Origin of the sequence: Streptomyces sp. NPDC050287, assembly GCF_044459385.1 — a bacterium.
Taxonomy (GTDB): Bacteria; Actinomycetota; Actinomycetes; order Streptomycetales; family Streptomycetaceae; genus Streptomyces.
The window spans coordinates 412,174-437,842 of sequence record NZ_JBITIY010000003.1; the positions used below are offsets into that span (position 1 = coordinate 412,174).

Here is a 25,669-nt window from a genome sequence, read left to right on the forward strand (position 1 = left end):
GGTCTGCCCCATCCCTTCGGCTCGTGCCGGGACGACATCGGCACCGGCGCGGCGCCAGGCTATGGGCACTTCACGACTTTCGACAAGGGGTTAGGAAAGGGGCTTTATAAAGTCAGCCGCCCAGGACGTCCCGCACGAACTCGTTGGCGAATTTCGCCCCCGGGTCCAGGTCACGCGCCAGCGCCGCGAAGTCGTCCAGCCGCGGGTACCGGCCGCGGACCACCGCCGCCGGGACGGTGAACACCTTCCCCCAGTGCGGCCGCGCGTCGAAGGCGTCCAGCGCCTCCTCCAGCCGCCGTACCACCGGCAGCACCGCCGCCGTGTCCGGGACCCAGGTGAAGTGCAGCGCCACCGTGTCCCGCCCGTACGCCGGGCTCAGCCACTGCTCGTCGGGTGCGACGGTCCGCACCTCGCAGATCTGCAGGACGGGGGCGATCGTCGCACGGATCGAGTTCAGTGCGTGCACGGCGTCCAGCGCGTACCGCCTCGGCAGCAGGTACTCCGACTGCAGCTCGGCACCGCTGCTCGGGGTGAACTCCGCCTTGAAATGCGGCAGCCGCTCGTGCCACGGCCCCGGCACCCCGAGCTGCTCGGTGCCGTTGACCGCGGGCATCCCCGGCACCGGGTGCATCTTCTCGGTGGCGGGCGCGGCCCAGGGGAAGTCGCGCAGCGGCTGGTCGGTACGCCGCTTGAGCCACACCTGCCGGAAGCCCGGCTCCCGCCAGTCGGTGAACAGGCTGACGCTGTACGCGCTCGCCATCACCGTCTCCAGCGTCTCGGCGCCCAGCCCTTCCAGAGGGAGCTCGGTGAACACATGCTGCTCGACGTCGAAGGCGGGCTCCAGGTCGAGAGTGAGCGCGGTGACCACCCCGAGGGCACCGAGCGAGGTGACCGCGCCGCCGAACCGCTCCTCCCCCCGCCCGACGACGACCGTCGAGCCGTCCGCCGTGACCATCTCCACCTCGCGCACGGCCGACGCGAGCGAACCGTTGCCCACCCCCGAACCGTGGGTGCCGGTCGCCACCGACCCGGCCACCGAGATGTGCGGCAGGGACGCCATGTTGGGCAGCGCGAACCCGCGCCCGTGCACCCGGCGGGCCAGTTCCGCGTACCGGACCCCGCCGCCGACCCGGACGGTACGGGCCGCCGCGTCGACGTCCACCTCGGCCGGCAGCGCGGCCAGCGAGAGCAGGACGCCCTCGGGGCCCGGCTCGGCGATCTCGTTGAAGGAGTGCCCGCTGCCCAGCACCCGCACCTTCGCGCTGTCGGCGACGAGGGCGCTCAGCGCGTCGAGCGAATGCGGGCGCTGCAGCTCCTTGGCCGTGTAGGTGATGTTGCCGGCCCAATTGGTGACAGCCCCGGTCATCCCGCCGCCCCTCCCTGGAGTATCGAGACCCCGGCGCCTCAAGAGCCAGGGATTCACTGGTGGAACGTACCTCGGCCGCTGGTCCGACGCCCACGGGCGGTGCTGATCAGCTGGAGCGGGAGGCGGAGGTGCGGACCTCCGGCCCCGGCGAAAGCCGCGTAACAGGGCAGACCGCTCAACGCGAGGGCCCCGGCACGGCTCGTGCGGAGGCGAAGGCATACCGTGAGGAGTCGTACGTCCGCACCGGAAGGAGACACGGGATGGGCAGCCGTACCGCGCTGGTCGAGGATCTGATGGAGCGGTTCCCGCACGTTCCGCGGGAAGCCGTCTTCAAGGAGGATCTGCTCCGGGGCGGAGTGGCCTTCGACCCGTCGGCGCTCAGTGACAACGAGGGCGGCGAGGTGAAGCCGAAGTCGTACTTCATCTTCTCCTTCGACCACGGCACCCTGCCCGAGCTCGGCGAGGCCGCGCTCAGGCGCCCGCCGGAGGAGATCATCCTGACCGGTGGGCCGTACGACCTGAGGCGGACCGTCGTCTCCGTGCGCGTGAACCCGGCCTCGCCGTACCGGGTCGCCGCCGACGAGGACGGCGTGCTCGGCCTCTACCTCGACGGCAGGCGGATCTCCGACGTCGGTGTGCCGCCCATGCCCGAGTACTACCGGCACACCCTCGCCAGCGGGAAGTCCGTGATGGAGGTCGCCCCGACCATCCAGTGGGGCTACCTGATCTACCTCACCGTCTTCCGGGTCTGCCAGTACTTCGGCGCCAAGGAGGAGTGCCAGTACTGCGACATCAACCACAACTGGCGCCAGCACAAGGCGGCGGGCCGTCCCTACACGGGCGTGAAGGACGTCGAGGAGGTCCTCGAAGCCCTGGAGATCATCGACCGGTACGACACCGCGAAGGCCTCCACCGCCTACACGCTGACCGGCGGCGCGATCACCAAGACGGTCGCCGGGCGCGACGAGGCCGACTTCTACGGCCATTACGCCAAGGCCATCGAGGAGCGCTTCCCGGGCCGCTGGATCGGCAAGGTCGTCGCCCAGGCGCTGCCCAAGGACGACGTACAGCGGTTCAAGGACTACGGCGTGCAGATCTACCACCCCAACTTCGAGGTGTGGGACCGCCGGCTGTTCGAGCTGTACTGCCCGGGCAAGGAGCGCTACGTCGGCCGCGACGAGTGGCACAAGCGGATCCTCGACTCCGCGGACGTCTTCGGCGCCCGCAACGTCATCCCCAACTTCGTGGCGGGCGTGGAGATGGCCGAGCCCTTCGGCTTCACCACCGTCGACGAGGCCATCGCGTCCACCACCGAGGGCCTGCGCTTCTTCATGTCGCACGGCATCACGCCCCGCTTCACCACCTGGTGCCCCGAGCCGACCACCCCGCTCGGCAAGGCCAACCCGCAGGGCGCGCCGCTGGAGTACCACATCCGGCTGCTTGAGGCCTACCGCGCCACCATGGACGACTTCGGCCTGTCCTCGCCCCCCGGCTACGGCCCGCCCGGACCGGGTCGCGCGGTCTTCTCCGTCAGTTCGTTCATGGACAGTCTTCCCGCGGAGGAATCCGCGACGGTATAGATGGGTGCCGGTAGGGGGGTGCCGGTAGGGGGGTGCCGGTAGGGGTGGGTGCCGGTACGGACCAGTGCCGGTACGGATCAGTGCCGTGGGGATGAGTCGTTCGGCGGTCCGCGTCCGTACTACAGGCCGGAACAAGCCGGAACAGGCCGGAGCTGTGGGGCGGGCCGTGGTGGGGCGTACTGTCTGTCATGACATCTGAACAGGGCGCTTGTCAGTTGTGTGGGTGGCGTGAAAAGCTCGCCTCCTGCCGTGAGGTTCCCCCCAACTTCTTTGCCACTACGGCGAGTTGACCTCACATGTGACTGCAGGAGACCCATGCCCGACCTGCCGACTCCCCAGGACGCCGCCGAGGCAGCGCTGCTCTCCGAGTGCTGGGATGCCGTGCTCTCCTACGCCGACCTGTGCACGTCCGGCTCCACCGCGGCCACCCAACTGGCCACGGAGGCCTTCTCCCTCGGCATGCGAGAGGCCCGTGAGGCGGAGTCCGCCCCCGCCCGCGGCGCCGGCCGCCGCCCGGCCCGCCTGCCCAGGATCCCCCTGCTGCTGACCGCCGTACGCAACACGGCGGCGGCCTGGGAGATCCAGGGCGAGGGCCACAAGCTCGACCCCGAACTGCGGCTGTGGCTCAACTCCGACAAGGCCGCCCGCTACACCGGCCCCCCGCTCAGTCGCCCGCTCGCCCTGCGCGGCCTGCGTGACCTGCAGGAACCGGACGCGGCCCTGCTGTGGCTCGCCGAGGTGGAGGCGCTGCCGCTGTCCGTCGTGGCCCGCCGGCTCGGCCTCGACCCGACCGTCGTCGGCGACGAACTCGCGCAGGTGCGGGGCCTGTTCCGGGACCGCTGCCACCGCGCCCACCTCGACACACCGATGGACGCGCAGTGCCGCAGCTACGCCCGGCTGCTCGACGCGGTCACCCGCTCGCCCGCCGCCGACACCCCGAAGGACCTCTCCCGGCACCTCGCGCGGTGCGTGGGGTGCGCGGAGGCCGCCGCCTGTCTGCGGCTGCACGGCGGCGGACTGCCCGGGGCACTGGCCGGCGGGGTGATCGGCTGGGGCGGCCTCGCCTACCTGGAGCGCCGCCGCCGGGCCGCCGAGGTACGCCTGGGCGCCGGGCGTCCTGGCACGGCCGACAGCGACACGCCCCCGGCCCCCGGCGCGCACAAGGCACGCGTCGTGCGCAACGGCCTCCTCGTAGCAGCCGTCCTGGTGTCCCTGCTGGCACTCGCCGTGTCGATGATGCCGGGCGGTACCGACAACGGCGCCGGGCCGCCCGGCGACGCCGACCGCCAGCCGGTGGCCGGCCCCGGCCCCTCCTTCCCGCCGTCCACCATCGCCCGCTCCACCAGCTCCCCGAAGCCGTCGGACACCGCGGCGACGGCCACGTCCGAGGCGCCGGAAGTCACGAATCCCCGCACCACACCCCAGGGCACGGCCTCCTCCACCGCCCCGGGCGGCGGCTCCGACGAGAAGGAGTCCCCGGCCCCGACCTGCCGCGTCACGTACGACCTGGTCAACCAGTGGCCCGACGGCTTCCAGGCCACCGTCACCGTCACCACCGAACAGGCCCTCGACTCCTGGCGGGTCGCCTGGTCCTTCCGCGACGGCCAGCGGGTCGGCCAGATGTGGGACGCGAGCTTCGTCCAGGACGGCTCCCACGTCACCGCCACCGCCGCCGACTACAACAGGAAGGTCCCCGCGGACGGCTCCCTCGACTTCGGCTTCCTCGCGTCCTGGCAGGGCAAGAACTCCCCGGCGTACGACTTCAGGCTGAACGGGCACAGCTGCGCGAAGTGACACGCGGTGAGCCGGCAGGCCGCCGCGTCCGGACTGTGAGGGGCGACGCCCGCCGGGAAGACCGAACCGGCGGGCGTTCTGCTCTTCGGCGATCCAGTCGGCCGGCCGATCCGCCGACACGCCTCGCTGCCCGGAGGTGGACCAGATCCCGTAGCGCCCGGCCCCGGCGAACCGTGTGCCGAAAATCGATGGCGTCCCGGTTCGCGGACCTCTAGGGTCGGTGCTGTTCGAGCGGTGACCGGGAGTCGCCGCGGGTGACGTTGTTCGTTTCGGGAGGTGTGACCGATGGCTGTCGTCGAGATGGGCGCTGCCCGCATCCAGGAGTTCATCAAGTCCACCTCCGTGGCCACCGGCTGACGATTCCTCAACTCCGCGCGTCACGCACGCGCATGCCGGGGTCACCCCTGTGAAGGGTCACCCTTGTCTTCCACCTCGCTTTTCACCGCTCATTCCGCGCTCGCTCCCTACGGCTGGGACCAGGCGTGGGCGGACCAGTTCGCTCCCTACGCGCCCGAAGGACTCCTGCCCGGACGAGTGATCCGGGTCGACCGCGGGCAGTGCGACGTGATGACCGCCGCCGGCGTCGTGCGGGCGGACACCGCGTTCGTCACCCCGCACGACCCGATGCGGGTCGTGTGCACCGGCGACTGGGTCGCCGTCGAACCCGGCGGCAACCCGCGCTACGTACGCACGTATCTGCCGCGCCGTACCGCCTTCGTGCGCTCCACCTCCTCCAAACGGTCCGAGGGACAGATCCTCGCGGCCAACGTCGACCACGCGATCGTCGCCGTTTCGCTGGCCGTCGAACTCGACCTCGGTCGCGTCGAACGCTTCCTCGCGCTGGCCTGGGAGTCCGGGGCACAGCCCGTGGTCGTGCTGACCAAGGCCGACCTGGTGCCGGACGCGGCGACCCTCGCACACCTCGTCCAGGACGTGGAGACCACCGCGCCCGGCGTGCCCGTGCTGCCGGTCAGCGCCGTGGGCGGGGACGGGCTCGACGTCCTCCGCGCGGTCGTCGGCGGCGGTACGTCCGTGCTGCTCGGTCAGTCCGGCGCGGGCAAGTCGACCCTCGCGAACGCCCTGCTCGGCGCGGAGGTGATGGATGTCCAGGCCACCCGGGACGCGGACGGCAAGGGCCGGCACACGACCACCACCCGCAACCTCCTCGCCATGCCCGGCGGCGGGGTCCTGATCGACACGCCGGGGCTGCGGGGCGTGGGTCTGTGGGACGCCGAGAGCGGGGTCGGACAGGTCTTCTCCGAGATCGAGGAGCTGGGCCGGCGGTGCCGGTTCCACGACTGCGCGCACGAGCGCGAGCCGGGGTGCGCGGTGCTCGCCGCGATCGACTCCGGGGAGCTGCCCCACCGGCGACTGGAGAGCTACCGCAAGCTCATCCGGGAGAACCAGCGGATCGTGGCGAAGACCGACGCCCGGCTGCGGGCGGAGATCCGCCGGGACTGGAAGCGGAAGGGGGCGGAGGGGAAGGCGGCGATGGACGCCAAGCGCGGGCGCTGGGCGTAGGAAGCCGGGCGCAGCTCCACGTCCGATTTCCGCTGGCCCCGCCCGTCCGCACCGTCGACACTTGATGACGTGATGGACGAAGACACCAGGTACGAAGCGGTGCGGAGCCGGGACGGGCGGTTCGACGGGGAGTTCTTCTTCGCCGTCGCGACGACCGGGATCTACTGCCGGCCCAGCTGCCCGGCGGTGACGCCGAAGCGGCACAACGTCCGGTTCTTCGCGACGGCCGCCGCCGCGCAGGGCTCGGGATTCCGGGCCTGCCGGCGGTGCCGGCCGGACGCCGTGCCCGGCTCCGCCGACTGGAACGTCCGGGCGGACGTGGTGGGCCGGGCGATGCGTCTGATCGGCGACGGAGTCGTCGACCGGGAAGGCGTCGCCGGGCTCGCCGCGCGGCTCGGGTACAGCGCCCGGCAGGTGCAGCGGCAGCTCACCGCCGAGCTCGGCGCCGGGCCGGTCGCTCTCGCCCGGGCCCAGCGGGCGCACACCGCGCGCGTCCTGGTGCAGACCACCGACCTGCCGATCACCCAGATCGCGTTCGCGTCGGGGTTCGCCAGCGTGCGGCAGTTCAACGACACCATGCGGGAGGTGTACGCCGCCACCCCGAGCGAGTTGCGGGCAGCCGCCCCGCGCGGTGGGCGGACCGCCCGGCGTACGGCCACGCCGACCGCCGGGATCCCGCTCAGGCTCGCCCACCGCGGGCCCTACCAGGCCTCAGCGGTGTTCGACCTGCTGGAGGCCGAGGCCGTGGCCGGCGTGGAGGAGGTGAGCGGGGCGCGCGGACGGCGCACGTACCGCCGTACCCTGCGGCTTCCGCACGGCACCGGCATCGTCGCCGTCGACGAGCGGGCCGGGGCGGCCCGGCCCGCGTCCGGCGCACATCCGGGCGGCTGGCTGGAGGCCCGGCTGCACCTCACCGACCCGCGCGACCTGAACACCGCCGTCCAACGGCTGCGGCGGCTGTTCGACCTCGACGCCGATCCGTACGCCGTCGACGAACGGCTCGGCGCCGACGCACGGCTCGCTCCGCTGGTCGCCGCCCGACCGGGCCTGCGATCACCGGGGGCCGCCGATCCGGAGGAGTACGCGGTGCGGGCCCTGGTGGGGCGGGCCGCGGCGGAACGGCTGGTGACGAGGTACGGCAAGGCACTCGACGCGCCCTGCGGCAGCCTCACCCATCTCTTCCCCGAGCCCGCCGTCCTCGCCGGAGCCGAGCCGGACGGCCCGCTGGGCGCGCTCACCGCCGCCCTCGCCGACGGTGCCGTACGACTGGACCCGGGCGCCGACCGGGACGACGCACAGGCCGAACTGCTCGCCGTGCCCGGACTGGACGCCCGTACGGTCGCGGCCGTCCGCACCCGCGCACTCGGCGACCCCGACGTCGCGCCGCCGGAGCTCGACATCCCCGACAGCTGGCGCCCCTGGCGCTCCTACGCCCTGCAACACCTGCGCGCAGCAGGGGAGTTGGAGTAATCATGACCACCACCGAGACGCACTACACCACCCTGGACAGCCCGCTCGGGCCGCTCCTGCTGACCGCCGACCCGACCGGAGCGCTGTCCTCGCTGTCCGTTCCGGGCCAGCGGAACGGCCGTACCGTGCAGGACGGTTGGCGGCACACCCCGGACCTCTTCCGGAGCGCCGAGGAACAGCTCGCCGCCTACTTCGCCGGGGAACTCAAGGAGTTCCGGCTGGAGTTGAGCTCCGCGGGCAGTGAGTTCCGCAAGCGGGTCTGGACCGCCCTCGAAACCCTGCCCTACGGGGCCACCACGACGTACGGCGAGATCGCCGCGCGGATCGGCGCGCCCCGGGCCGCCGTACGGGCCGTCGGCGGGGCGATCGGCGCCAATCCGCTGCTGATCCTGCGCCCCTGCCACCGGGTGATCGGCTCCGACGGCTCCCTCACGGGGTACGCGGGCGGACTGGAGCGCAAGACGACGCTGCTGACCCTTGAAGGCGTGCTCTAGGCGTCCTGCCGGTGTTTACCCGGCGTCTTCCTCGATGCCCCAGCTGTGGATCCGCCGCGGGTGGACGCGGATCACCTCCTCGCTGAAGTGCGGGCCCAAGTCATGCGGTCCCACGAGGAGTTCGGCCTCGCCGCGGATGTCGATGCCGCGCACCCTCCACGGCTTGACACTGACGATGTCGTCGACGACCAGGGCGACCTTCGGGTTCTTCCGGAGGTTGCGCCACTTCTTGGTGCGGCCCATCGAGTAGCCGCCGATGAGGATGGTGCCGTCGTCCTGCGGATAGAAGCCGACCGGGTTCGCCTGCGGCTGGCCGTGCTCGTCGACGGTGGCCAGCCGCCCCAGCCGCTGCGACTTCAGATACGCGCGTTCGGCGTCCGTGAATGCGGTCATGGCAGCCAGCCAAGCACGCCCACCACGTCGAGCGCATCGGATCCTCGCCCTACGCCCGCCGCCCGTCGCCCTACGATCGTTGGCCGACGGCTCATCCCCACAGCACCGCGCCCAGCCACGCCCCCGTGATCAGCAGACAGGTGAACAGCTCCGCGAGCACGCTGGAGCCGCCCGAACGCATCACCGTCCGCAGCGCCGCCCGCGCCTCGCCGTGCGGGCCGAGCCGCAGACGTTCGCGGAGGTAGACGCCGCCCATGAAGCCCGGGATCGCGCCCAGTACGGGGACCAGGAAGAAACCCAGAAGCGCCCCGACCCCGGCGTACACCGCCATGCGCGAGGTGGCGCCGCTCGCGCGCAGCCGACGCGGCGGCAGCGCCCAGCGCACCACCTGGCAGAGCAACAGCGCGGTCGTGGCACCGACCAGGACGGCCCAGGCGAGCGGTCGCGGATCCTTCAGCGCCCACCACACGACCGCGGCCCACACCAGCCACGACCCCGGCACCCCGGGAACGAGCACGCCGCTCAGCCCGAGCAGCATGACGAGGCCGACCAGCAGGAGGTCAACCACTCCCATCTGTCCAGGGTGCCGGAGGACCGCCGAAGGCGCAGGCCACACAGGCTCACGGGGACCCTTCAGACGGGCTTCTGTCCGGCGGGCGCCGGTACGCGGCTTGTTCTGCACGACCGGTCGGCGGCTCACACGACACGTGGGTCGGCGCGGGGTGTGCGGGGGATTTTCCGGATGCACCGTTTTCATCCGGCCCCCGCGGTGGACAATTAGGGGCATGAGCCAGCAGGGGGGAAAGCCCACGGGGCCCGAGGACGACTGGTGGGGGCAGCTGTACGACGACTCCACCGAGGACACGGGCCCCACTTCCGCACCCGACTCCCTGGACGACCGCTTCGCCTCGGCCGCGAGGACGGTGGAGAGGCGGTTCCCTTCAGGGCGGGAGGCGCGGGAGCCGGGCGAGCTGGGGGAGGCGCCGGACGTGGAAGGTGCGATTCCGGCGCCGCGTTCCGGTGATCAGGAGGGCGGCTCGGGTGGTGGGCCGCGTTCGGGTGCTCCGGAGGGCGGCTCGGGTGGTGGGTTGCGTTCGGGTGCTCCGGAGGGTGGTTCTGGTGGTGGGCCCGGTTCCGGTGTTCCGGAGGGCGGCGATGCCAAGCCCGGGTCCGGTGCCGGGGAGGCCGCGGGGCCGCCGCCGCGTCCCGGTGTCGGGGAGAGGCGCGGTTTCCCGCCGGGCTCGGATGTCGCCGGCTCCGCGGATACCGTCGATGGCCCGTACCGCACGGGATCAGCGCCGTGGCCCGCGCCCTGGGAGCCGTCGTCCGACCTGGCCCAGGGCCCCGCGGCCTTCCCGCCCGGACCGAAGCCGCCGGGATTCGCCGAGCGGGATCCCCAGGACGCCCCGCCCCAGATGACCGGAGGCCCCAGCTCGGCGCAGACCCGGGCCTCGCGCACCCCCCGGGACGCTCTCCCTCCGCCCCCGCCTCCGTTCGCACCACCGCCTCCTGCGACCCCGCCCGCCGACCGCACGAGTACCGGCCCCGCCCCGACCGACGGGAGGGACACGGACACCGACACCGACACCGACCCCGACACAGGGACCGCCCCCGCCCCCGACGCCACCCCCCCGACCGCCGCCACAAGCACCGCGGTCGGTGCCCTCCGAGGCGAGCCCCGGACCCCGACCACCCCCTCCCTCGGCGCCACCACCGACCCCGTCCAGGATCAGCTCCCCACCCCCGGCCCGGCCCCCGCCGCGCAGGGAACCCGCGTCGAACTCCCCCTCCTCCCGCCCGAGCCCGCCGGATACGTCGGGTCAGGACCGCCCACCTACGAGGCCGAGCCCACCGCGCTGCCCACGGCCGACCCGGACGGGCTCGACGAGTTGGTGGCGGACACCGTGCTGGACGGGGCCCGGTACGGGGCCTGCACACTGCGCGCGGCCTCCGTGCGCGGGGACTCCGCCCGGTTCCGGGGGGAGCCGCGCCGCGACTCGCTGCTCACCGCCCGCTTCGGCACCGGCGACCACGCACTGGTCCTCGTCGCCATGGCGACCGGCGCCCGCGCCACATCCCGCGCACACCGCGCCGCGGCCGAGGCCTGCCACTGGATCGGCCGGGCCGTGGGCCGCAGCCACGCCCGGCTCGCCGAGGACATCAGGGCCGGCCGGCGCGGCGACCTGAAGTCGGGCCTGCACCGCCTCACCGACCGCAGCCTCGGCAAACTCCGCGCCGGCGCCGCCGAACAGGGCATCGACCCGGAGGAGTACGCCGCCACCCTGCGCTGTCTGCTCCTGCCCGCCGACCCCGAGTGCCGTACCCGCGTCTTCTTCGGGGTCGGCGCCGGCGGACTGTTCCGGCTGCGCGACGGGGAATGGCAGGACATCGAACCGCGGGTACAGGACGTCACCGGCGCACCGGTCGTCGGTTTCGGCTCGCTGCCGTCCGAGACACCCGAGGGCGACCGTCTCACCATGGACCTGGGCATCCCGACACCCCCGAGCCCGTACGAACCGGCCCCCGAACCGCCCCGGGACCCCTTCCGCTTCCGTGCTTCCATCGCCCGCCCGGGGGACACGCTCCTGATGTGCAGCGGTGGCCTCGCCGATCCGTTGCGCGGCGAACCGGAACTCTGCCGGTACCTGACCGGCCGGTGGTCCGGCCCCACCCCGCCCGGCCTCGCCGCCTTCCTCGCCGACACCCAAGTAAGGGTCAAGGGATACGCGGACGACCGTACGGCCGCCGCTGTTTGGGAGGCGTGACGGGCCGCGCTGTGAATTCATGGACCAAGGGGATCTCCGGAGACCGAAGGGGCATGAGAGCACCAGAACCGGCAGGTCGTCTCGATGTCCGGGGACGGCGGATTCTCCATGCTGATGGGCGACTTCCTCACCCTCGTCCAGTACGACCTGCCGGTGAAGGTCGTACTGTTCAACAACTCCTCCCTCGGCATGGTCGAGTTGGAGATGCTGGTCGCCGGCCTCCCGTCGTACGGCACCACGAACAAGAACCCCGACTTCGCGGCCGTCGCCCGCGCCTGCGGTGCCCACGGAGTGCGGGTCGAGAAGCCCAAGGACCTCGCGGGCGCGCTCAAGGACGCCTTCAAGCACCGGGGACCCGCCCTCGTCGACATCGTCACCGACCCCAACGCGCTGTCCATCCCGCCGAAGATCAGCGCCGAGATGGTGACCGGCTTCGCCCTGTCGGCCTCCAAGATCGTCCTGGACGGCGGCGTCGGCCGCATGCTCCAGATGGCCCGCTCCAACCTGCTGGAACGTTCCACGCATCTGACAAACCGTCTGATCTCGCGTGGATGTCCCCGGCTGCAGCCGGGAAGGGAAAGGCATCCGACTGCGGGCGAGGCACCGGCGGGTTCCGGCCAGTTTGCCGACGCCTCGCCCTTGCCACGCGGCCGGTACCGCCCCACCCGTGGCCGAACACAAGGTCATTGACCATTCGACAGGACTGCCCGGTGAGCCAAGGGGAATGGATCCCCGTGAACGTGTTCGAGCAGGAGGGAAACCGACATCGGCACGCGGGCGGGGGACATGAAGAGGCAGGCACGAGGAGGCGGTCCCATGGCGATCGGGGCCTTCTCGGCTGAGACAGTGGAGGACAAGGCCGGCAACGACCGGGACGAGGTGCGGAAGCCGCAGCTCAGCCGCAGACTCGGACGGGCGGACCTGGTGGCGGTGCCCGAGGCGCGCAAGGCGCTGCGGGAACTGTTGCGCCACTGGGGCAGGCCCGAACGGGCGGAGGTCGCGGAATTGCTGACCAGCGAACTCGTCACCAACGCGCTCGTCCACACCGACCGCGACGCGGTCCTGACGGCGACCGTCGGACCCCGCGGACTGAGGGTGGAGGTACGGGACTTCGTGGCCCGCAGGCCCAGGCTGCGCGCGGTGAACGCCGAGGACGGTACGCACGGTACCCACGGCAGGGGTCTGGTCCTGGTGCAGTCCCTCGCCGACGCCTGGGGCGTGCGGCTGCACGGCGTGGGGAAGGCGGTGTGGTTCGAGCTGGACGCGGGCCCGGCCTGAACGGAAACAGGGAAGGGGCGTGACCGGTGAGGTCACGCCCCTTCCCTGTGCCTGGCACGGCCGGGTAGCCCGAGCCACCCGGCCCGACTGTCTACGGGCCCGAATGCCTCCTAGCCGAACTGCTGCTCCAGATCCTTGAGCTTGCGCTCCAGGGAGTCGAGGCGCGGCAGCGCCATGGTGTCGTCCTCCGCGGTGAGGTCGACGGAGGGGGTGTCAAGGCCGCTGCGGACGGGCTGCAAGGAGGGACGCGCGCGCACGGGCAACTGCTCCGACGTCGATATGGCAGGCTCCGCGGTGGCCTGGTCCGAGGCGCGCTCCAGGGTGGCGGTGGCCTTGGACTCCAACTCGCGGCCCCGGCTGACGAACCCGCGGTGGCCGCGGCTGATCGCCTTGAGCTGCGCCCGCTCGACCCGCTCCTTGTCGCGGCGGCGCAGTCGGGCCGCCTCCTTCTGACTCTTGTCCTCGCGGACCTCGTCGACCGCCTCGTCCAGGCTGCGCACGCCCTCCAGGAGCATCAGCGACCACGCCTTGTACGTCTCGCGGGGCGCCCGCATCCAGCGGACCATGCGGATCTGCGGCAGCGGACGCGGCACCAGACCCTGCTCGCGCAGGGCGGCCCGGCGGGTCTGCTTCAGCGCGCGGTCGAACAGCACGGCCGCGGACATCGACATGCCGGCGAAGAACTGCGGGGCGCCCGCGTGGTCGATGCCCCTGGGCGCGTGCACCCAGTTGAACCAGGCCGCGGCGCTGGCGAACGTCCATACGAGTATCCGGGAGCCGAGTGCCGCGTCGCCGTGGCTGGCCTCGCGTACCGCGAGGACGGAGCAGAACATCGCCGCGCCGTCCAGGCCGAACGGCACCAGGTACTCCCAGCCGTCGGAGAGGCCGAGGTTCTCTTGGCCGAAGCCGACCAGGCCGTGGAAGGAGAGGGCGGCGGCCACCGCCGCACAGCAGAACAGCAGGATGTAGGAGGCGGTGCCGTATATGGCTTCCTTGCGCCTGCGGCGCTCCTCGCTGCGCTCCCACGAATCGTCCGCGCTCGCGTTCTCCCCGGAGGAGCGCTTTCCGCGCGCGAGCACCGCCACCGCCGCCAGCAGGCCCAGGAGCAGTACGGCGCCCGGAAGCAGCCAGTTCAGCGATATGTCGGTAAGTCTCATCTGGGGTCCCTTGCATTGGGATAGGGCGTAACGCCCGCCATAGTGGCCCAATCCCAACAACCCTCAGGCGTTTTCGGGGCAAGAGGCCGCCAAGGAAGTGCAAGGGGGGTGCCTGGGCAGCTTTCTGCTCGAACTGCCGCTTGAGGAGCGAGAGTTGAGTTCGAATAAGACTACCGGTACGGGTGGTTCCACGGAAAGTTCCCGCGGCCCGTGAGGAAATTGTGAAGTGCCTGTAACCGGGGGACCTCCGGTACGTCGGCGATCCTACGGGACGCGGCCGCGGGGGTTTCGCCGAGGGGGGTCTCAACTGGCGGCGACCGCCGTGAGCTTGGCGACCCGGTCCGCGTCACAGGTGCGCGGGCAGGTGACACAGGCGCCCTCGGGCTCCAGCGTGTAGAACATGCAGCAGCTCGCCCGGTCCCGGGTGGGCAGCGGCTCGCCGTTCGGTCCGGTCAGCCGGCGGAAAGCGGCCGAGCCGACGTAGGGCGTGGTCGATCCGGGCAGGAGCAGCTCCAGTTCGCGCTCCGCCCGCCGCTGCTCGGGCGGGCCGAGCAGCTCGGCGACGTACCAGAGGCCCTCGACGATCTCGTCGGTCACCATGCCCCACAGGGCGCGGCCACGGCGGCGCATGCGCGGGCCGAAGGCGCCGAGGACGGGTTCCATGTGCTCGGCGATCGCGTGGCGGACCTCGGCGCGCAGGGCCTCCTCGTCCGGGACCACGCGGGCGTCGGGGTGCGTCGCCGCCGGGTCGTCCGGAAGGCAGGCGAAGGGGCCGGGGCGTACGGCGAAGGCCATGGGGCCCTCGGTGCGGTCGTACGCGACGTGGGTCACCGGGTAGCGGGGGACGCGGCGCAGGAGGAACCAGGGGGCCGTGAACAGGAGGCAGGCGGGCCAGGCGTAGCGGTGCAGGCCGAAGCTCGCCGTCACGTCCGGACGGGCGGGGCGGCCGTGGTCGCGTCGTACCTGGGCGTCGTCCCAGGCGAGGAAGGCGTCCAGGCTCGGGCCGCCCTCGGCGAGCGAGGCGGCGGTGATCCAGCCGCGGTCGTCGGGGAGGCGGTCGGCGACGGCCGGCTCGGCGACGGTGAGGTGCGGGAAGGCCTCGGTCAGACGGGCGTACGCGGCCGTGAGGGCCGAGGACGTCACTGGCATACCGGAACCACCGATCCACGACGACATGCGGGGCAACTTGAAGGTAAGCCTAACCTTACCCACGCTGGGTGAGATGTGAACCGGCGGCTTCTGCGCCTAAGGTGCTTGACGGACGAGTAACAACCAGCCGTAATGACCCCAAGTACCGAAACATCCGGAGGAGGACCCGTGGAGCAGGGCGCGCAGGGCTCCGCGCAGACAGGGATCCCCGATCGCCCGGCCGGCGCGGTACGGGTGCCTCCACAGGCCAGGGCCGCCGACGTGGACCGGGAGCGGTACGCCGCGTCCGGCGCCGTACGCGGGGAGCACACCCACAGCGAGCCGACACCGCACCGGACCCGGTCGGCGGTCCAGCGGTCCTCCGTACGCGGACAGATCCTGGACGCTCTGCGCACCGCGCTGGTGGCGGGGGAGCTGCGGCCCGGCGAGGTCTACTCGGCGCCCGCGCTCGGCGAGCGGTTCGGGGTCTCGGCCACGCCCGTACGGGAGGCGATGCAGCAGCTCGCGGCGGAGGGCGCGGTCGAGGTCGTGCCGAACCGCGGTTTCCGGGTGCTGGAGCGCGGGGCGCGGGAGCTGGCGGAGCTGGCGGAGGTACGGGCGCTGATCGAGGTACCGGTGATGCTGCGGCTGGCCCGTACGGTGCCGGCGGAGCGGTGGGCCGAACTGCGGCCCCTCGCCGAGGCGACGGTCCGGGCGGCGTCCTCCGGCTGCCGGGCCACGTACGCCGAGTCCGACCGGGCCTTCCACCGGGCGCTGCTGACGCTCGCGGGCAACGAGCAGCTGGTGCAGATCGCCGAGGACCTGCACCGCCGCTCCCAGTGGCCGCTGGCCGGCGGCACCGGGGCCCGGGGACGGGCCGACCTGGTGGCGGACGCGGCGGAGCACGCGGCGCTGCTGGACGCGCTGATCGCGCGGGACCTGGAAGTGGTGCGGTCGCTGGTGGGGGAGCACTTCACCGGGGCGGCGTGACCCCCCACCCGCCCAGGTTCGGGCGCCGGGCCGAGGCCCCTACGCCGAGGCCGCCCCCGCCGCCGGCGGGGCCAACTGGTGGGACAGCCACGTCGGTACGCCGCCCAGCAGCCGGAACAACCGGCGGGCCTCCTCCCGGAGCCGGGACGCCTCCGGTTCCACCTCCGCGTCCGCCAGGGACGCCAGCGCAGGTGCCGTACCGACCAGGTAGCCCAACTCCTCGCGGATCCGCAGGGATTCGGTGAAGCCGTGCCGGGCCTCCGCCAACTCCCCGTCCCGCAGGGCGAGTCCGGCGAGGTGGCGCCAGGTGAAGGAGAGCAGCAGCGGGTCGGAGTGGGCCGTGGCGCCCGCGTGGGCCCGGCGGTACGCGGCCCGCGCCGCCTGCGGGGAGCGGGTCAGGTTCTCCGCCACCAGGCCCCGGCGGAAGTCGAGCAGCGCCCGCCGCGGCGCCCCCGGAGCGATCAGCGCCGCGGCCCGGCCCAACGCGGCCCGCGCCTCGTCGGCCCGGTCGCGTACGCCGTGCAGGGTGGCCGTGTACGCAAGGTGCCCGCGTTCACAAGCGGCCGCACCCCGCTCGTCGTCGCCGTGCGCCAGTGCCTCGGCCGTGCGCAGCGCGTCCTCGGCCTCCTCCCAGCCCGCCTCGGTGTACAGACACCGCTCCACCAGCAACGACGCCCGCTGCAGCGCGGCCGGAGCGGTGACCGGTTCGAGCAGCGCGGCCGCGTCGGCCCAGCAGGCTCGCGAGCGCAGCCGCCATACCGCGGTCTGGACTGGATCGTCACCGGCGGTCGTTCCGTAACCAGACATGGCGGTATCCGCCACGTTGTCCTCCCCGAGCACGCCATCGAGCTTTGAGTGGTGGCCGCATCTCAGCACGAATGCACCGGCCCGGCCAAGGGGGTGGGTGAAGGATTTCACAAAGTCGTGGGACTCCCGGGCACCGGAGGTCTCAGCTCATGCGCAGGGCCAGGAAGAAGTCCAGCTTGTCCTCGAGGCGGGACAGGTCACGACTCGTCAACTGCTCGATCCGGCCGACGCGGTAGCGCAGCGTGTTGACGTGCAGGTGGAGGCGGGTCGCGCAGCGGGTCCAGGAGCCGTCGCAGTCGAGGAAGGCCTCCAGGGTGGGGATCAGCTCGGCGCGATGGCGGCGGTCGTAGTCGCGCAGCGGGTCCAGGAGACGGGCCGTGAAGGCGCGGCGGACGTCGTCGGGGACGAAGGGGAGCAGCAGCACGTGGGAGGCCAGTTCCTGGTGGCCGGCCGCGCAGACCCGGCCCGGGCGGGCGGCGGCCACCCGGCGGGCGTGCCGGGCCTCCTCCAGGGCGCCGCGCAGGCCCTCCGCCGAGTGGACGGACGCGCTGACACCCAGGGTGAGGCGGCCGTCGTCGTCGAGACCGGCCGACAACGGGTCCCGTACGGATCCGAGGAGGGCGTCGGCGAGGATGCCGGACTCCGAGCCGTCGTGCTCCGCGGAGACCGCCGGCAGGGGGACCAGCGCGACCGCCTCGTCGCCGGTGTCGGCCACGGCGACGCGGTCCAGGGGCTCGGGGCCGGCGGCGAGCGGGTCGACCAGGATCTCCTCCAGGAGCAACTGGGCCACCGGACCCCCGGCCGGTTCCCCGCCCTCCCACTCGACGCGGGCCACGACCACCTGCCAGTGCGGGGCGGCGCCCAGGCCGGGCAGCAGTACGGGAGCGGCCACCCGCAGGCGCGCCGCGATCTCGGCGGGGGCGGCTCCCGTCTGCACCAGTTCCAGGACCTCCTGGGCCAGCCGGCGGCGGACCGTACGGGCCGCGTCCCGGCGGTCGCGTTCCACGGCGATCAGCTGGGTGACGCCGTGCAGCAGGTCGATGCGTTCCTCCGGCCAGTCCCCGGCGTCCGCGTCGACGGCCAGCAGCCAGTCCGACAGGACCGTCTCGCGGACGTCCCCGGAGGCCTGCGGGGAGCGACCGCCGCCGCGGACCGCGAAGAGCGAGTACGTGGTGGCGCCGAGCAGGACGCGGTGCGGTCCGCGCCGGCCCGCGCGGACCGCCGCCAGGTGCTCGGCCGCGAGCTTCGCGCACACCTCGGCGGGCAGCCCCGGGCCCCCGGCCTTCGGGCCCGCGACCAGCCGGCCGGTGGGGGACAGCACCCAGGCCCGCAGGTCCAGGTCCGAGCCCAGCAGATCCAGGACCACGTCCGGGCCGCCGCCCGCCGGACCGGAGGTCATCATCCGGCGGTGCCGGTCGACCACGGCCGCGAGGTCTCCGGCGCGCTCGCCGGAGACCTGCCGTACGACGTGCTCGGTGATCGTCGCGAACGCCACCGACTCGTGCACGGCGAAGAGGGGAAGCCGGTGGCGGGCGCAGGCGACGACCAGGTCGTCGGGGACGGTGCCGAGCTCGGCCTCGCCGGCGGCGAGCGCGGCCACCCCGGCCTGCACCAGGATCCGTACGAACGGCTCGGAGTCGGCCGCGTCGCGGCGCCAGGCCAGACCCGTGAGCACCAGTTCCCCGCCGGAGAGGTAGCGGCTCGGGTCCCGGAGGTCGGTGGTCATCACACCCCGCACGCCGCGATCCAGCTCGTCCCCGCCGCCGAGCAGCCGCAGGCCCAGCGCGTCGGTGTCCAGCAGTGCGCGCAGCCGCATTCTCGTCGCCGCCGTTCTCTGTCTCGAAATCTACGATGAAGTCTGAGGGTCTGTAGTGGTGGGGGACGGTCCCGTGGCGCGGCCGGCGCCGCTCTCCGTCTCCGTGGCTGTGTCCCAGGTCACGCGGGTCGTGTGGGGCGTTTCCCCGGGAAAACCAGGAGGTTACCGACGACCTCCGTTCATACGAATCTACAAGATGACCGCCCTGGCCAGCCAACTCCTTCATGGTTTCCGTGACTGACCCGGTCGGCGCACACCGCTGTGTACTGGCTTCACCGCGCGTCAACAGCACATGAACGAGCCGGGGCCGCCGCACACGGATTGGCTCGATCCGTACGACTCACCAGACGAAGAAGAGAGCCGGTCATGGACTTCCTTCGCCCCGCCAGCTGGCGGGAGGCGCTCGCCGCGAAGGCCGAGCATCCCACCGCCGTGCCGATCGCGGGCGGCACCGATGTGATGGTCGAGATCAACTTCGACCACCGCCGGCCCGAGTACCTGCTCGACCTGAACCGCGTCACCGACCTCTACGAGTGGGAGGTCGGCGAGGAGAGCGTCCGGCTCGGTGCCTCCGTCCCGTACTCGGAGATCATGGAGCATCTGCGCGCCGAGCTGCCCGGTCTGGCCCTCGCCTCGCACACGGTCGCCTCCCCGCAGATCCGCAACCGCGGCGGCGTCGGCGGCAACCTCGGCACCGCGTCCCCGGCCGGCGACGCCCACCCCGCCCTGCTCGCGGCCGGCGCGGAGGTCGAGGTGGAGTCGGTGCGGGGCTCGCGGCTGATCCCGATCGACGCCTTCTACACCGGCGTGAAGCGCAACGCGCTCGCCGCCGACGAGCTCATCCGGGCCGTCCACATCAAGAAGGCCGACGGCCCCCAGCAGTTCTCCAAGGTCGGCACCCGCAACGCCATGGTCATCGCGGTGTGCGCCTTCGGGCTCGCGCTGCACCCGTCGTCCCGCACGGTCCGCACCGGCATCGGCTCCGCCGCACCCACCCCCGTCCGGGCGAAGACCGCGGAGGAGTTCCTGAACGCGGCGCTCGAAGAGGGCGGCTTCTGGGACAACGGAAAGATCATCACCCCGTCGGTCGCCAAGCAGTTCGCGGACCTGTGCGCCGCGGCCTGCAACCCGATCGACGACGTCCGGGGCACGGCGAGCTACCGCCGCCACGCGGTCGGTGTCATGGCCCGCCGCACCCTGACCTGGACCTGGGAGTCGTACCGCGGCACTGACGGCACCGCACATCAGAAGGGGAGTGTCGCGTAATGCGCGTCAGTTTCACGGTCAACGGACGCCCGCAGGAAGCCGACGACGTGTGGGAGGGCGAGTCCCTGCTGTACGTGCTGCGCGAGCGGCTCGGGCTCCCCGGTTCGAAGAACGCCTGCGAGCAGGGCGAGTGCGGGTCGTGCACGGTCCGCCTCGACGGCGTACCGGTGTGTTCCTGTCTGGTCGCCGCCGGTCAGGTGGAGGGCCGCGAGGTCGTCACCGTCGAGGGGCTCGCGGAGTACGCGAAACAGCGGTCCTGCGGTACGGGCGCCTGCGGTACGTCTCTCGACGAGGCGAAGCAGTGGGCGGCCAAGGGCCAGGACTCCCACACCGGCGAAGGCACCGCACTCTCCCCGGTCCAACAGGCGTTCATCGACGCCGGTGCCGTCCAGTGCGGCTTCTGCACGCCGGGGCTGCTGGTAGCGGCCGACGAGATGCTGGAGCGCAACCCGAACCCGACCGACGCGGACATCCGCGAGGCGCTCTCGGGCAACCTGTGCCGCTGCACCGGCTACGAGAAGATCATGGACGCGGTCCGCCTGGCGGCCGCCCGGCAGTCAGAGGCGGTCTGAGCATGCCCTCCCCCACTCCCGGCTTCGCCCGAGCGGGAGGTGCCCCCATCGGCGCCCCCCTCGGCACTCCCACCAAGATCACCCAGGGCTCGCAGACCAAGGGCGGCATCGGCGAGTCCACGCTCCGCCCCGACGGCACCCTCAAGGTCACCGGCGAGTTCGCGTACTCGTCCGACATGTGGCACGAGGACATGCTCTGGGGCCAGATCCTGCGCTCCACGGTCGCGCACGCCGAGATCGTCTCGATCGACACGAGCGAGGCCCTCGCCCTGCCCGGCGTCCACGCCGTCATGACGTACGACGACCTGCCGACCGACGTGCGGAACTACGGCCTGGAGATCCGGGACACCCCGGTCCTCGCGCACGGCAAGGTCCGTCACCACGGCGAGCCCGTCGCCGTCGTCGCCGCCGACCACCCGGAGACAGCCCGCCGAGCCGCCGCAAAGATCAAGGTCGACTACCGCGAACTGCCGGTCATCACCGACGAGGCCTCCGCGACCGCGCCCGACGCGATCCTCATCCACGAGAACCGCGACGACCACCACTTCAGCCACGTCCCGCACCCGAACGTCGTCCACCGCCAGCCGATCATCCGCGGAGACGCGGACGAGGCGGCCCGGCACGCCGACGTCGTCGTCCGGGGCGAGTACACCTTCGGCATGCAGGACCAGGCCTTCCTCGGCCCCGAGTCCGGGCTCGCCGTGCCCGACGAGGACGGCGGCGTCCACCTCTACATCGCCACCCAGTGGCTCCACTCCGACCTGCGCCAGATCGCGCCCGTCCTCGGCCTGCCCGAGCGCAAGGTGCGGATGACGCTGTCCGGCGTCGGCGGCGCGTTCGGCGGCCGCGAGGACCTGTCGATGCAGATCCACGCCTGCCTGCTGGCGCTGCGCACCGGGAAGCCCGTCAAGATCGTCTACAACCGTTTCGAGTCCTTCTTCGGCCACGTCCACCGCCACCCCGCCAAGCTCACCTACGAGCACGGGGCCACCAAGGACGGCACGCTCACCCACATCAAGGCCCGGATCGTCCTCGACGGCGGCGCGTACGCCTCCGCCTCCCCGGCGGTGGTCGGCAACGCCGCGTCGCTCTCCGTCGGCCCGTACGTCGTCGACGACGTCGACATCGAGGCCATCGCCCTCTACACCAACAACCCGCCCTGCGGCGCGATGCGCGGCTTCGGGGCGGTCCAGGCGTGTTTCGCCTACGAGGCACAGATGGACAAGCTGGCGAAGGAACTGGGCATGGACCCGGTGGAGTTCCGGCAGCTCAACGCGATGGAGCAGGGGACCCTCATGCCGACCGGACAGCCGGTCGACTCCCCGGCGCCGGTCGCGGAACTCCTGCGCCGCGTCAAGGCGATGCCGATGCCTCCCGAGCGTCAGTGGGAGAGCAGCGAGGGCGCGGACGTACGCCAGCTGCCCGGCGGGCTGTCCAACACCACGCACGGCGAAGGCGTCGTACGCGGTGTCGGCTACGCGGTCGGCATCAAGAACGTCGGCTTCTCCGAGGGCTTCGACGACTACTCGACCGCCCGCGTGCGCATGGAGGCGGTCGGCGGTGAGCCCGTCGCCACCGTGCACACCGCGATGGCCGAGGTCGGCCAGGGCGGCGTCACCGTCCACGCGCAGATCGCCCGCAGCGAGCTGGGCGTCACGCAGGTGACCATCCACCCGGCCGACACACAGGTGGGCAGCGCCGGTTCGACGTCCGCGTCGCGGCAGACGTACGTCACCGGCGGCGCCGTCAAGAACTCCTGCGAGATCGTCCGCGAGAAGGTCCTCGAGCTGGGGCGGCGCAAGTTCGGCTCCTACCACCCGGCCTGGGCCACCGCCGAACTGCTCCTGGAGGGCGGCAAGGTCGTCACCGACGCGGGTGAAGTGCTCGCCGACCTGGTGGACGTCCTCGAGGACGAGGCCGTCGAGGTGGAGGCCGAGTGGCGGCACCGCCCGACCGAGGCCTTCGACCTGCGCACCGGCCAGGGCTTCGGCCACGTCCAGTACTCCTTCGCCGCGCACCGCGCGGTCGTCGAGGTCGACACCGAACTCGGCCTGGTGAAGGTCATCGAGCTGGCCTGCGCCCAGGACGTCGGCAAGGCGCTCAACCCGCTGTCCGTCATCGGCCAGATCCAGGGCGGCACGATCCAGGGCCTGGGCATGGCGGTCATGGAGGAGATCATCGTCGACCCGAAGACCGCCAAGGTGAAGAACCCCTCCTTCACGGACTACCTGATCCCCACCATCCTCGACACGCCGACCATCCCCGTCGACGTGCTCGAACTGGCCGACGACCACGCCCCGTACGGCCTGCGTGGCGTCGGCGAGGCACCCACCCTGTCGTCGACCCCGGCGGTCCTGGCGGCCATCCGGAACGCGACGGGGCTGGAGCTGAACCGTACGCCGGTACGTCCGGAACACCTCACCGGCACCACGCGTGACCCTCGGGGCTGAACCAGTGAGTTCCCCAAGCTGGACGGGCGTGCGCCGACCGCCTCTTCGGGAACCCGCCCACCACCTCTGCCGCCAAGGAGACCGAGACAGATGCTGGACATCGCCGAAGAACTGCACCGGTGGGTCGGGCAGGGACGTGACTTCGCCGTGGCCACCGTGGTGGCCGTCGGCGGCAGCGCGCCCCGCCGGCCCGGCGCCGCCCTCGCCGTGGACGCCGACGGCACGGCGATCGGCTCGGTCTCCGGCGGCTGTGTGGAGGGCGCGGTCTACGACCTGTGCCAACAGGCCCTGCAGGATGGGCAGTCGGTCCTGGAGCACTTCGGCTACAGCGACGAGGACGCCTTCGCCGTCGGTCTGACCTGCGGCGGCGTCATCGACATCCTCGTCACCCCGGTCCGGGTGGGCGACCGGGTCCGCCCGGTGGTCGCGGCGGCGCTGGAGGCCGCCGTGAGCCACCGGACGGCGGCCGTGGCCCGGATCGTCACCGGTCCCGCCGACCTCGTGGGCCGTGCGCTGCTGGTCCACTCCGACGGCTCGTACGACGGCGGCTTCGGCGACCGTCCCGAACTGGACCGCACGGTCGCCGCGGAGGCCGCCGCCTTCCTGGACGCGGGCCGCACCGGCACCCTGGAGATCGGCGAACAGGGCTCCCGCTGCGGTTCCCCGCTCACGGTGCTCGTGGAGTCCTCCGTGCCCCCGCCCCGCATGATCGTCTTCGGCGCGATCGACTTCGCGTCGGCGCTCGTGCGGATCGGCACGTTCCTCGGCTACCGCGTGACGCTGTGCGACGCCCGCCCCGTCTTCGCCACCCGGGCCCGCTTCCCCGAGGCCGACGAGATCGTCGTCGAGTGGCCCCACCGGTACCTGGAGCGCACCGAGGTCGACGCCCGTACCGTCCTGTGTGTCCTGACCCACGACGCCAAGTTCGACGTACCCCTGCTGAAGCTCGCGCTACGGCTCCCGGTGGCCTACGTCGGCGCGATGGGCTCCCGCCGCACCCACCTGGACCGCAACGAGCGGCTGCGGGAAGCCGGCGTGACGGAGGTGGAGCTGGCCCGGCTGCGGTCCCCGATCGGGCTGGACCTGGGGGCGCGTACGCCGGAGGAGACGGCTCTGTCCATCGCCTCCGAGATCGTCGCCGACCGGCGCGGCGGGAGCGGGGTGTCCCTGACGGGCGCCCACACCCCGATCCACCACGACGCCACGGCGTCGCGACCGGCGGGGCGGATCGGGTCGGTGGCCTGAGCGGGAGCCCGCGCCCGCGGGTACCGCACGTACCAGCGGTACGACCACCCTCACGGCCGTCGGAGAAGGCGGTTCACCGCCCGTCCGAACACCCGGCGGGAGGTGCCCGCGAGCGCTCCGTCGAAGACACCGGGGAGCAGGCGTACGTCCAGCTCCTCCCGCCAGACCACCCGTGCCCGCCCTCCCGGTCCCGGCCGCACCTCGATCTCGGCCCAGCCCCTGATCACCCGTCCCCGCTTGACCAGGCGGACGAAACCCGGCTCGTCGTCCGTCGGAGGGCGCCAGACCGTGACCTCCATCCGGTCGTCGAAGGCGAGCGGGCCGATTCCCGAGCGCGCCACGAAGACCGTGCCCTCGCGGGTCGGCGGGGGCGTGAGCACGGTGACCCGGGTCAGGGGAACCACCGTGCCGTGGCGGGGCCAGTCCGTGAGGCGGCGCCACGCCTCGTCGAGGGGGAGCGGTGCCGTGCGTTCGAGCAGGAAGGTGACCACGGGACGATCGTAGGCAATCGGGCCTGCTCAGCGGGGTGTTCGTATACGGCTCACCCCCTTGGCCCAGCCGGGTATGGGCCCGGGGGCGTACGCGGGGCGAACCGGCTCCCTGCCGGACCGTGGTGTTCCGGCCCGCCGGTCCGGCCGGTCCGCCGATCCCTTGCTCGTCCCCCCGGCGCATGCGCGATCGCCGATCGGTTACCCGACTCGACGCAAGTGACCACGAGCACCGCGAGTGAGGAGGTGGCGCCGTGAGCCGCGTCAAGGCCGTGCTGTTCGAACGGGACGGCACCCTCGTCGAGGACGTCCCGCACAACGCCGACCCCGACCGGGTGCGCCCCGTCGCCGGCGCCCGTGAGGCGGTCGGTCTGCTGCGACGGCACGGCATCAGCACCGGCTTCGTCACCCATCAGCCCGGTGTGGCCGGCGGCCTGATCACCGACGCCGACGTACGCCGCGTGGACCGGCGGGTCGACGACCTGCTCGGCCCGTTCGACGTCCACGGCGTGTGCCCGCACGGCCCGGACGACGGCTGCCACTGCCGCGCCCCCGAACCGGGCCTGATCCTCTGGGCGGTCGGACGGGTGTGCACGGGCCCGGCGGACTGTGTGGTCATCGGCGACCGGGGCGCGCATGCCGAGGCCGCGCGCCGGGCGGGCGGCCACGGCATCCTCGTACCCTCCGACCGGACCCGGCCGGCCGAGACGGCGCACGCGGACCATGTGGCGCCGGACGTGCTGACCGCCGTACGCGCGATCCTGACCGGTCCGCCGCTGGGGCGGGTCCTGGCCGACGAGCGGCCCATCGAGGCCGCGTTCGACTCCGGCTCCGGGGAGGGGCCGCGGTGACCCCCTCGCCGGAGCCGTCCTGCCGGGTGATCGGGGTGACTTGAGGGAGGAGGGTGGAGAGACAGGGTGGAGAGGCAGGTTGGGGAGGCGGCTTGGGGAGGCGGCTTGGGAAGGCGGCTTGGGAAGGCACGTGAAGGGTTGGCCAAAACTCCACCCTGCGTGATGATCATCTCGCTCGAACTCGGCATCGGGCAGGGCGGGTTCGCCTACGTTGGTGCCTGATCACCAACGCCGGACC

General features: G+C 72.6%; 21 protein-coding genes and 1 pseudogene. 14 read left to right on the plus strand and 8 right to left on the minus strand.

What is annotated here, in order from left to right; all coding sequences use genetic code 11:
* Positions 1 to 112: 112 nt before the first annotated feature.
* Positions 113 to 1,366 (minus strand): FAD-binding protein, encoded by a 1,254-nt coding sequence (locus ACIBK3_RS12260; protein WP_399364614.1) that lies wholly within the window; start codon positions 1,364 to 1,366, stop codon positions 113 to 115.
* A 260-nt stretch (positions 1,367 to 1,626) separates the two neighbouring features.
* On the opposite strand from ACIBK3_RS12260, the gene ACIBK3_RS12265 reads away from it, so the two are divergent.
* The 5 genes from ACIBK3_RS12265 to ACIBK3_RS12285 all read left to right on the plus strand — a co-directional run bounded on the left by ACIBK3_RS12265 (position 1,627) and on the right by ACIBK3_RS12285 (position 8,225).
* The gene (locus tag ACIBK3_RS12265) at positions 1,627 to 2,946 is read left to right on the plus strand and encodes a radical SAM protein (protein WP_399364616.1); all 1,320 of its coding nucleotides are present in this window, start codon (positions 1,627 to 1,629) and stop codon (positions 2,944 to 2,946) included.
* Positions 2,947 to 3,261: 315 nt separating this feature from the next.
* Positions 3,262 to 4,740, plus strand: a complete 1,479-nt coding sequence (locus tag ACIBK3_RS12270; RefSeq protein ID WP_399364618.1) for a cellulose binding domain-containing protein — start codon at positions 3,262 to 3,264, stop codon at positions 4,738 to 4,740.
* A gap of 420 nt (positions 4,741 to 5,160) precedes the next feature.
* Positions 5,161 to 6,261: a ribosome small subunit-dependent GTPase A gene (rsgA, locus tag ACIBK3_RS12275; RefSeq protein WP_399364620.1), complete on the plus strand. Its 1,101-nt coding sequence runs from the start codon at positions 5,161 to 5,163 to the stop codon at positions 6,259 to 6,261.
* A gap of 72 nt (positions 6,262 to 6,333) precedes the next feature.
* Complete coding sequence (locus ACIBK3_RS12280) at positions 6,334 to 7,731, plus strand: DNA-3-methyladenine glycosylase 2 family protein (protein ID WP_399365552.1); 1,398 nt, start codon at positions 6,334 to 6,336, stop codon at positions 7,729 to 7,731.
* A gap of 2 nt (positions 7,732 to 7,733) precedes the next feature.
* Positions 7,734 to 8,225 (plus strand): methylated-DNA--[protein]-cysteine S-methyltransferase, encoded by a 492-nt coding sequence (locus ACIBK3_RS12285; RefSeq protein WP_399364621.1) that lies wholly within the window; start codon positions 7,734 to 7,736, stop codon positions 8,223 to 8,225.
* 15 nt (positions 8,226 to 8,240) lie between these two features.
* Here the strand turns inward: ACIBK3_RS12285 and ACIBK3_RS12290 are convergent, their stop codons facing one another.
* Positions 8,241 to 8,618, minus strand: coding sequence for a PPOX class F420-dependent oxidoreductase (locus ACIBK3_RS12290; protein ID WP_399364623.1), 378 nt, complete (start codon positions 8,616 to 8,618; stop codon positions 8,241 to 8,243).
* 91 nt (positions 8,619 to 8,709) lie between these two features.
* Entirely contained in the window at positions 8,710 to 9,192 is a 483-nt protein-coding gene (locus ACIBK3_RS12295; protein WP_399364625.1) for a DUF456 domain-containing protein, read from the minus strand.
* A gap of 211 nt (positions 9,193 to 9,403) precedes the next feature.
* On the opposite strand from ACIBK3_RS12295, the gene ACIBK3_RS12300 reads away from it, so the two are divergent.
* The 3 genes and pseudogenes from ACIBK3_RS12300 (at position 9,404) to ACIBK3_RS12310 (ending at position 12,661) form a co-directional block, all read left to right on the plus strand.
* A complete protein-coding gene (locus tag ACIBK3_RS12300; RefSeq protein WP_399364627.1) occupies positions 9,404 to 11,383 on the plus strand; it encodes a protein phosphatase 2C domain-containing protein in 1,980 nt (659 codons plus the stop codon).
* A 63-nt stretch (positions 11,384 to 11,446) separates the two neighbouring features.
* Positions 11,447 to 11,912, plus strand: a pseudogene (locus tag ACIBK3_RS12305) (thiamine pyrophosphate-dependent enzyme); the annotation flags it as partial.
* A 287-nt stretch (positions 11,913 to 12,199) separates the two neighbouring features.
* A complete protein-coding gene (locus tag ACIBK3_RS12310; protein WP_399364629.1) occupies positions 12,200 to 12,661 on the plus strand; it encodes an ATP-binding protein in 462 nt (153 codons plus the stop codon).
* Between the two features lie 110 nt (positions 12,662 to 12,771).
* On the opposite strand, the gene ACIBK3_RS12315 is transcribed toward ACIBK3_RS12310, so the two are convergent.
* Positions 12,772 to 13,818 (minus strand): DUF2637 domain-containing protein, encoded by a 1,047-nt coding sequence (locus tag ACIBK3_RS12315; RefSeq protein ID WP_399364631.1) that lies wholly within the window; start codon positions 13,816 to 13,818, stop codon positions 12,772 to 12,774.
* Positions 13,819 to 14,121: 303 nt separating this feature from the next.
* Entirely contained in the window at positions 14,122 to 14,967 is an 846-nt protein-coding gene (locus ACIBK3_RS12320; RefSeq protein WP_399364632.1) for a (2Fe-2S)-binding protein, read from the minus strand.
* 168 nt (positions 14,968 to 15,135) lie between these two features.
* Between ACIBK3_RS12320 and ACIBK3_RS12325 the strand changes: the two genes are divergently transcribed.
* On the plus strand, positions 15,136 to 15,936 hold the full coding sequence (locus ACIBK3_RS12325; protein WP_399364634.1) for a GntR family transcriptional regulator: 801 nt from the start codon (positions 15,136 to 15,138) through the stop codon (positions 15,934 to 15,936).
* Between the two features lie 39 nt (positions 15,937 to 15,975).
* On the opposite strand, the gene ACIBK3_RS12330 is transcribed toward ACIBK3_RS12325, so the two are convergent.
* Together ACIBK3_RS12330 and ACIBK3_RS12335 are read right to left on the minus strand one after the other, a co-directional pair.
* A complete protein-coding gene (locus ACIBK3_RS12330) occupies positions 15,976 to 16,758 on the minus strand; it encodes a hypothetical protein (protein ID WP_399364636.1) in 783 nt (260 codons plus the stop codon).
* A 127-nt stretch (positions 16,759 to 16,885) separates the two neighbouring features.
* Complete coding sequence (locus tag ACIBK3_RS12335) at positions 16,886 to 18,559, minus strand: PucR family transcriptional regulator (protein ID WP_399364638.1); 1,674 nt, start codon at positions 18,557 to 18,559, stop codon at positions 16,886 to 16,888.
* 366 nt (positions 18,560 to 18,925) lie between these two features.
* Between ACIBK3_RS12335 and ACIBK3_RS12340 the strand changes: the two genes are divergently transcribed.
* The 4 genes from ACIBK3_RS12340 to ACIBK3_RS12355 all read left to right on the plus strand — a co-directional run bounded on the left by ACIBK3_RS12340 (position 18,926) and on the right by ACIBK3_RS12355 (position 24,092).
* Positions 18,926 to 19,825 (plus strand): FAD binding domain-containing protein, encoded by a 900-nt coding sequence (locus ACIBK3_RS12340; RefSeq protein WP_399364640.1) that lies wholly within the window; start codon positions 18,926 to 18,928, stop codon positions 19,823 to 19,825.
* The gene (locus ACIBK3_RS12345) at positions 19,825 to 20,397 is read left to right on the plus strand and encodes a (2Fe-2S)-binding protein (RefSeq protein WP_399364641.1); all 573 of its coding nucleotides are present in this window, start codon (positions 19,825 to 19,827) and stop codon (positions 20,395 to 20,397) included. The genes ACIBK3_RS12340 and ACIBK3_RS12345 overlap by 1 nt, the downstream gene beginning before the upstream one ends.
* A 2-nt stretch (positions 20,398 to 20,399) precedes the next feature.
* The gene (locus ACIBK3_RS12350) at positions 20,400 to 22,847 is read left to right on the plus strand and encodes a xanthine dehydrogenase family protein molybdopterin-binding subunit (protein ID WP_399364643.1); all 2,448 of its coding nucleotides are present in this window, start codon (positions 20,400 to 20,402) and stop codon (positions 22,845 to 22,847) included.
* Positions 22,848 to 22,937: 90 nt separating this feature from the next.
* A complete protein-coding gene (locus tag ACIBK3_RS12355) occupies positions 22,938 to 24,092 on the plus strand; it encodes an XdhC family protein (RefSeq protein WP_399364645.1) in 1,155 nt (384 codons plus the stop codon).
* Between the two features lie 50 nt (positions 24,093 to 24,142).
* Here ACIBK3_RS12355 and ACIBK3_RS12360 read toward each other — a convergent pair whose 3' ends face one another.
* Complete coding sequence (locus tag ACIBK3_RS12360) at positions 24,143 to 24,583, minus strand: SRPBCC family protein (protein WP_399364647.1); 441 nt, start codon at positions 24,581 to 24,583, stop codon at positions 24,143 to 24,145.
* Between the two features lie 251 nt (positions 24,584 to 24,834).
* Here ACIBK3_RS12360 and ACIBK3_RS12365 point away from each other — a divergent pair, with 251 nt between their 5' ends.
* Positions 24,835 to 25,431 (plus strand): HAD-IIIA family hydrolase, encoded by a 597-nt coding sequence (locus ACIBK3_RS12365; protein ID WP_399364649.1) that lies wholly within the window; start codon positions 24,835 to 24,837, stop codon positions 25,429 to 25,431.
* The last annotated feature ends 238 nt before the right edge of the window (positions 25,432 to 25,669 follow it).

Coding starts and splice junctions, on each gene's coding strand:
- ACIBK3_RS12260 (WP_399364614.1), bottom strand. CDS start 1,366: ATGACCGGGGCTGTCACCAATTGGGCCGGCAACATCACCTACACGGCC.
- ACIBK3_RS12265 (WP_399364616.1), top strand. CDS start 1,627: ATGGGCAGCCGTACCGCGCTGGTCGAGGATCTGATGGAGCGGTTCCCG.
- ACIBK3_RS12270 (WP_399364618.1), top strand. CDS start 3,262: ATGCCCGACCTGCCGACTCCCCAGGACGCCGCCGAGGCAGCGCTGCTC.
- ACIBK3_RS12280 (WP_399365552.1), top strand. CDS start 6,334: ATGGACGAAGACACCAGGTACGAAGCGGTGCGGAGCCGGGACGGGCGG.
- ACIBK3_RS12285 (WP_399364621.1), top strand. CDS start 7,734: ATGACCACCACCGAGACGCACTACACCACCCTGGACAGCCCGCTCGGG.
- ACIBK3_RS12290 (WP_399364623.1), bottom strand. CDS start 8,618: ATGACCGCATTCACGGACGCCGAACGCGCGTATCTGAAGTCGCAGCGG.
- ACIBK3_RS12295 (WP_399364625.1), bottom strand. CDS start 9,192: ATGGGAGTGGTTGACCTCCTGCTGGTCGGCCTCGTCATGCTGCTCGGG.
- ACIBK3_RS12300 (WP_399364627.1), top strand. CDS start 9,404: ATGAGCCAGCAGGGGGGAAAGCCCACGGGGCCCGAGGACGACTGGTGG.
- ACIBK3_RS12310 (WP_399364629.1), top strand. CDS start 12,200: ATGGCGATCGGGGCCTTCTCGGCTGAGACAGTGGAGGACAAGGCCGGC.
- ACIBK3_RS12315 (WP_399364631.1), bottom strand. CDS start 13,818: ATGAGACTTACCGACATATCGCTGAACTGGCTGCTTCCGGGCGCCGTA.
- ACIBK3_RS12320 (WP_399364632.1), bottom strand. CDS start 14,967: ATGCCAGTGACGTCCTCGGCCCTCACGGCCGCGTACGCCCGTCTGACC.
- ACIBK3_RS12335 (WP_399364638.1), bottom strand. CDS start 18,559: ATGCGGCTGCGCGCACTGCTGGACACCGACGCGCTGGGCCTGCGGCTG.
- ACIBK3_RS12340 (WP_399364640.1), top strand. CDS start 18,926: ATGGACTTCCTTCGCCCCGCCAGCTGGCGGGAGGCGCTCGCCGCGAAG.
- ACIBK3_RS12345 (WP_399364641.1), top strand. CDS start 19,825: ATGCGCGTCAGTTTCACGGTCAACGGACGCCCGCAGGAAGCCGACGAC.
- ACIBK3_RS12350 (WP_399364643.1), top strand. CDS start 20,400: ATGCCCTCCCCCACTCCCGGCTTCGCCCGAGCGGGAGGTGCCCCCATC.
- ACIBK3_RS12355 (WP_399364645.1), top strand. CDS start 22,938: ATGCTGGACATCGCCGAAGAACTGCACCGGTGGGTCGGGCAGGGACGT.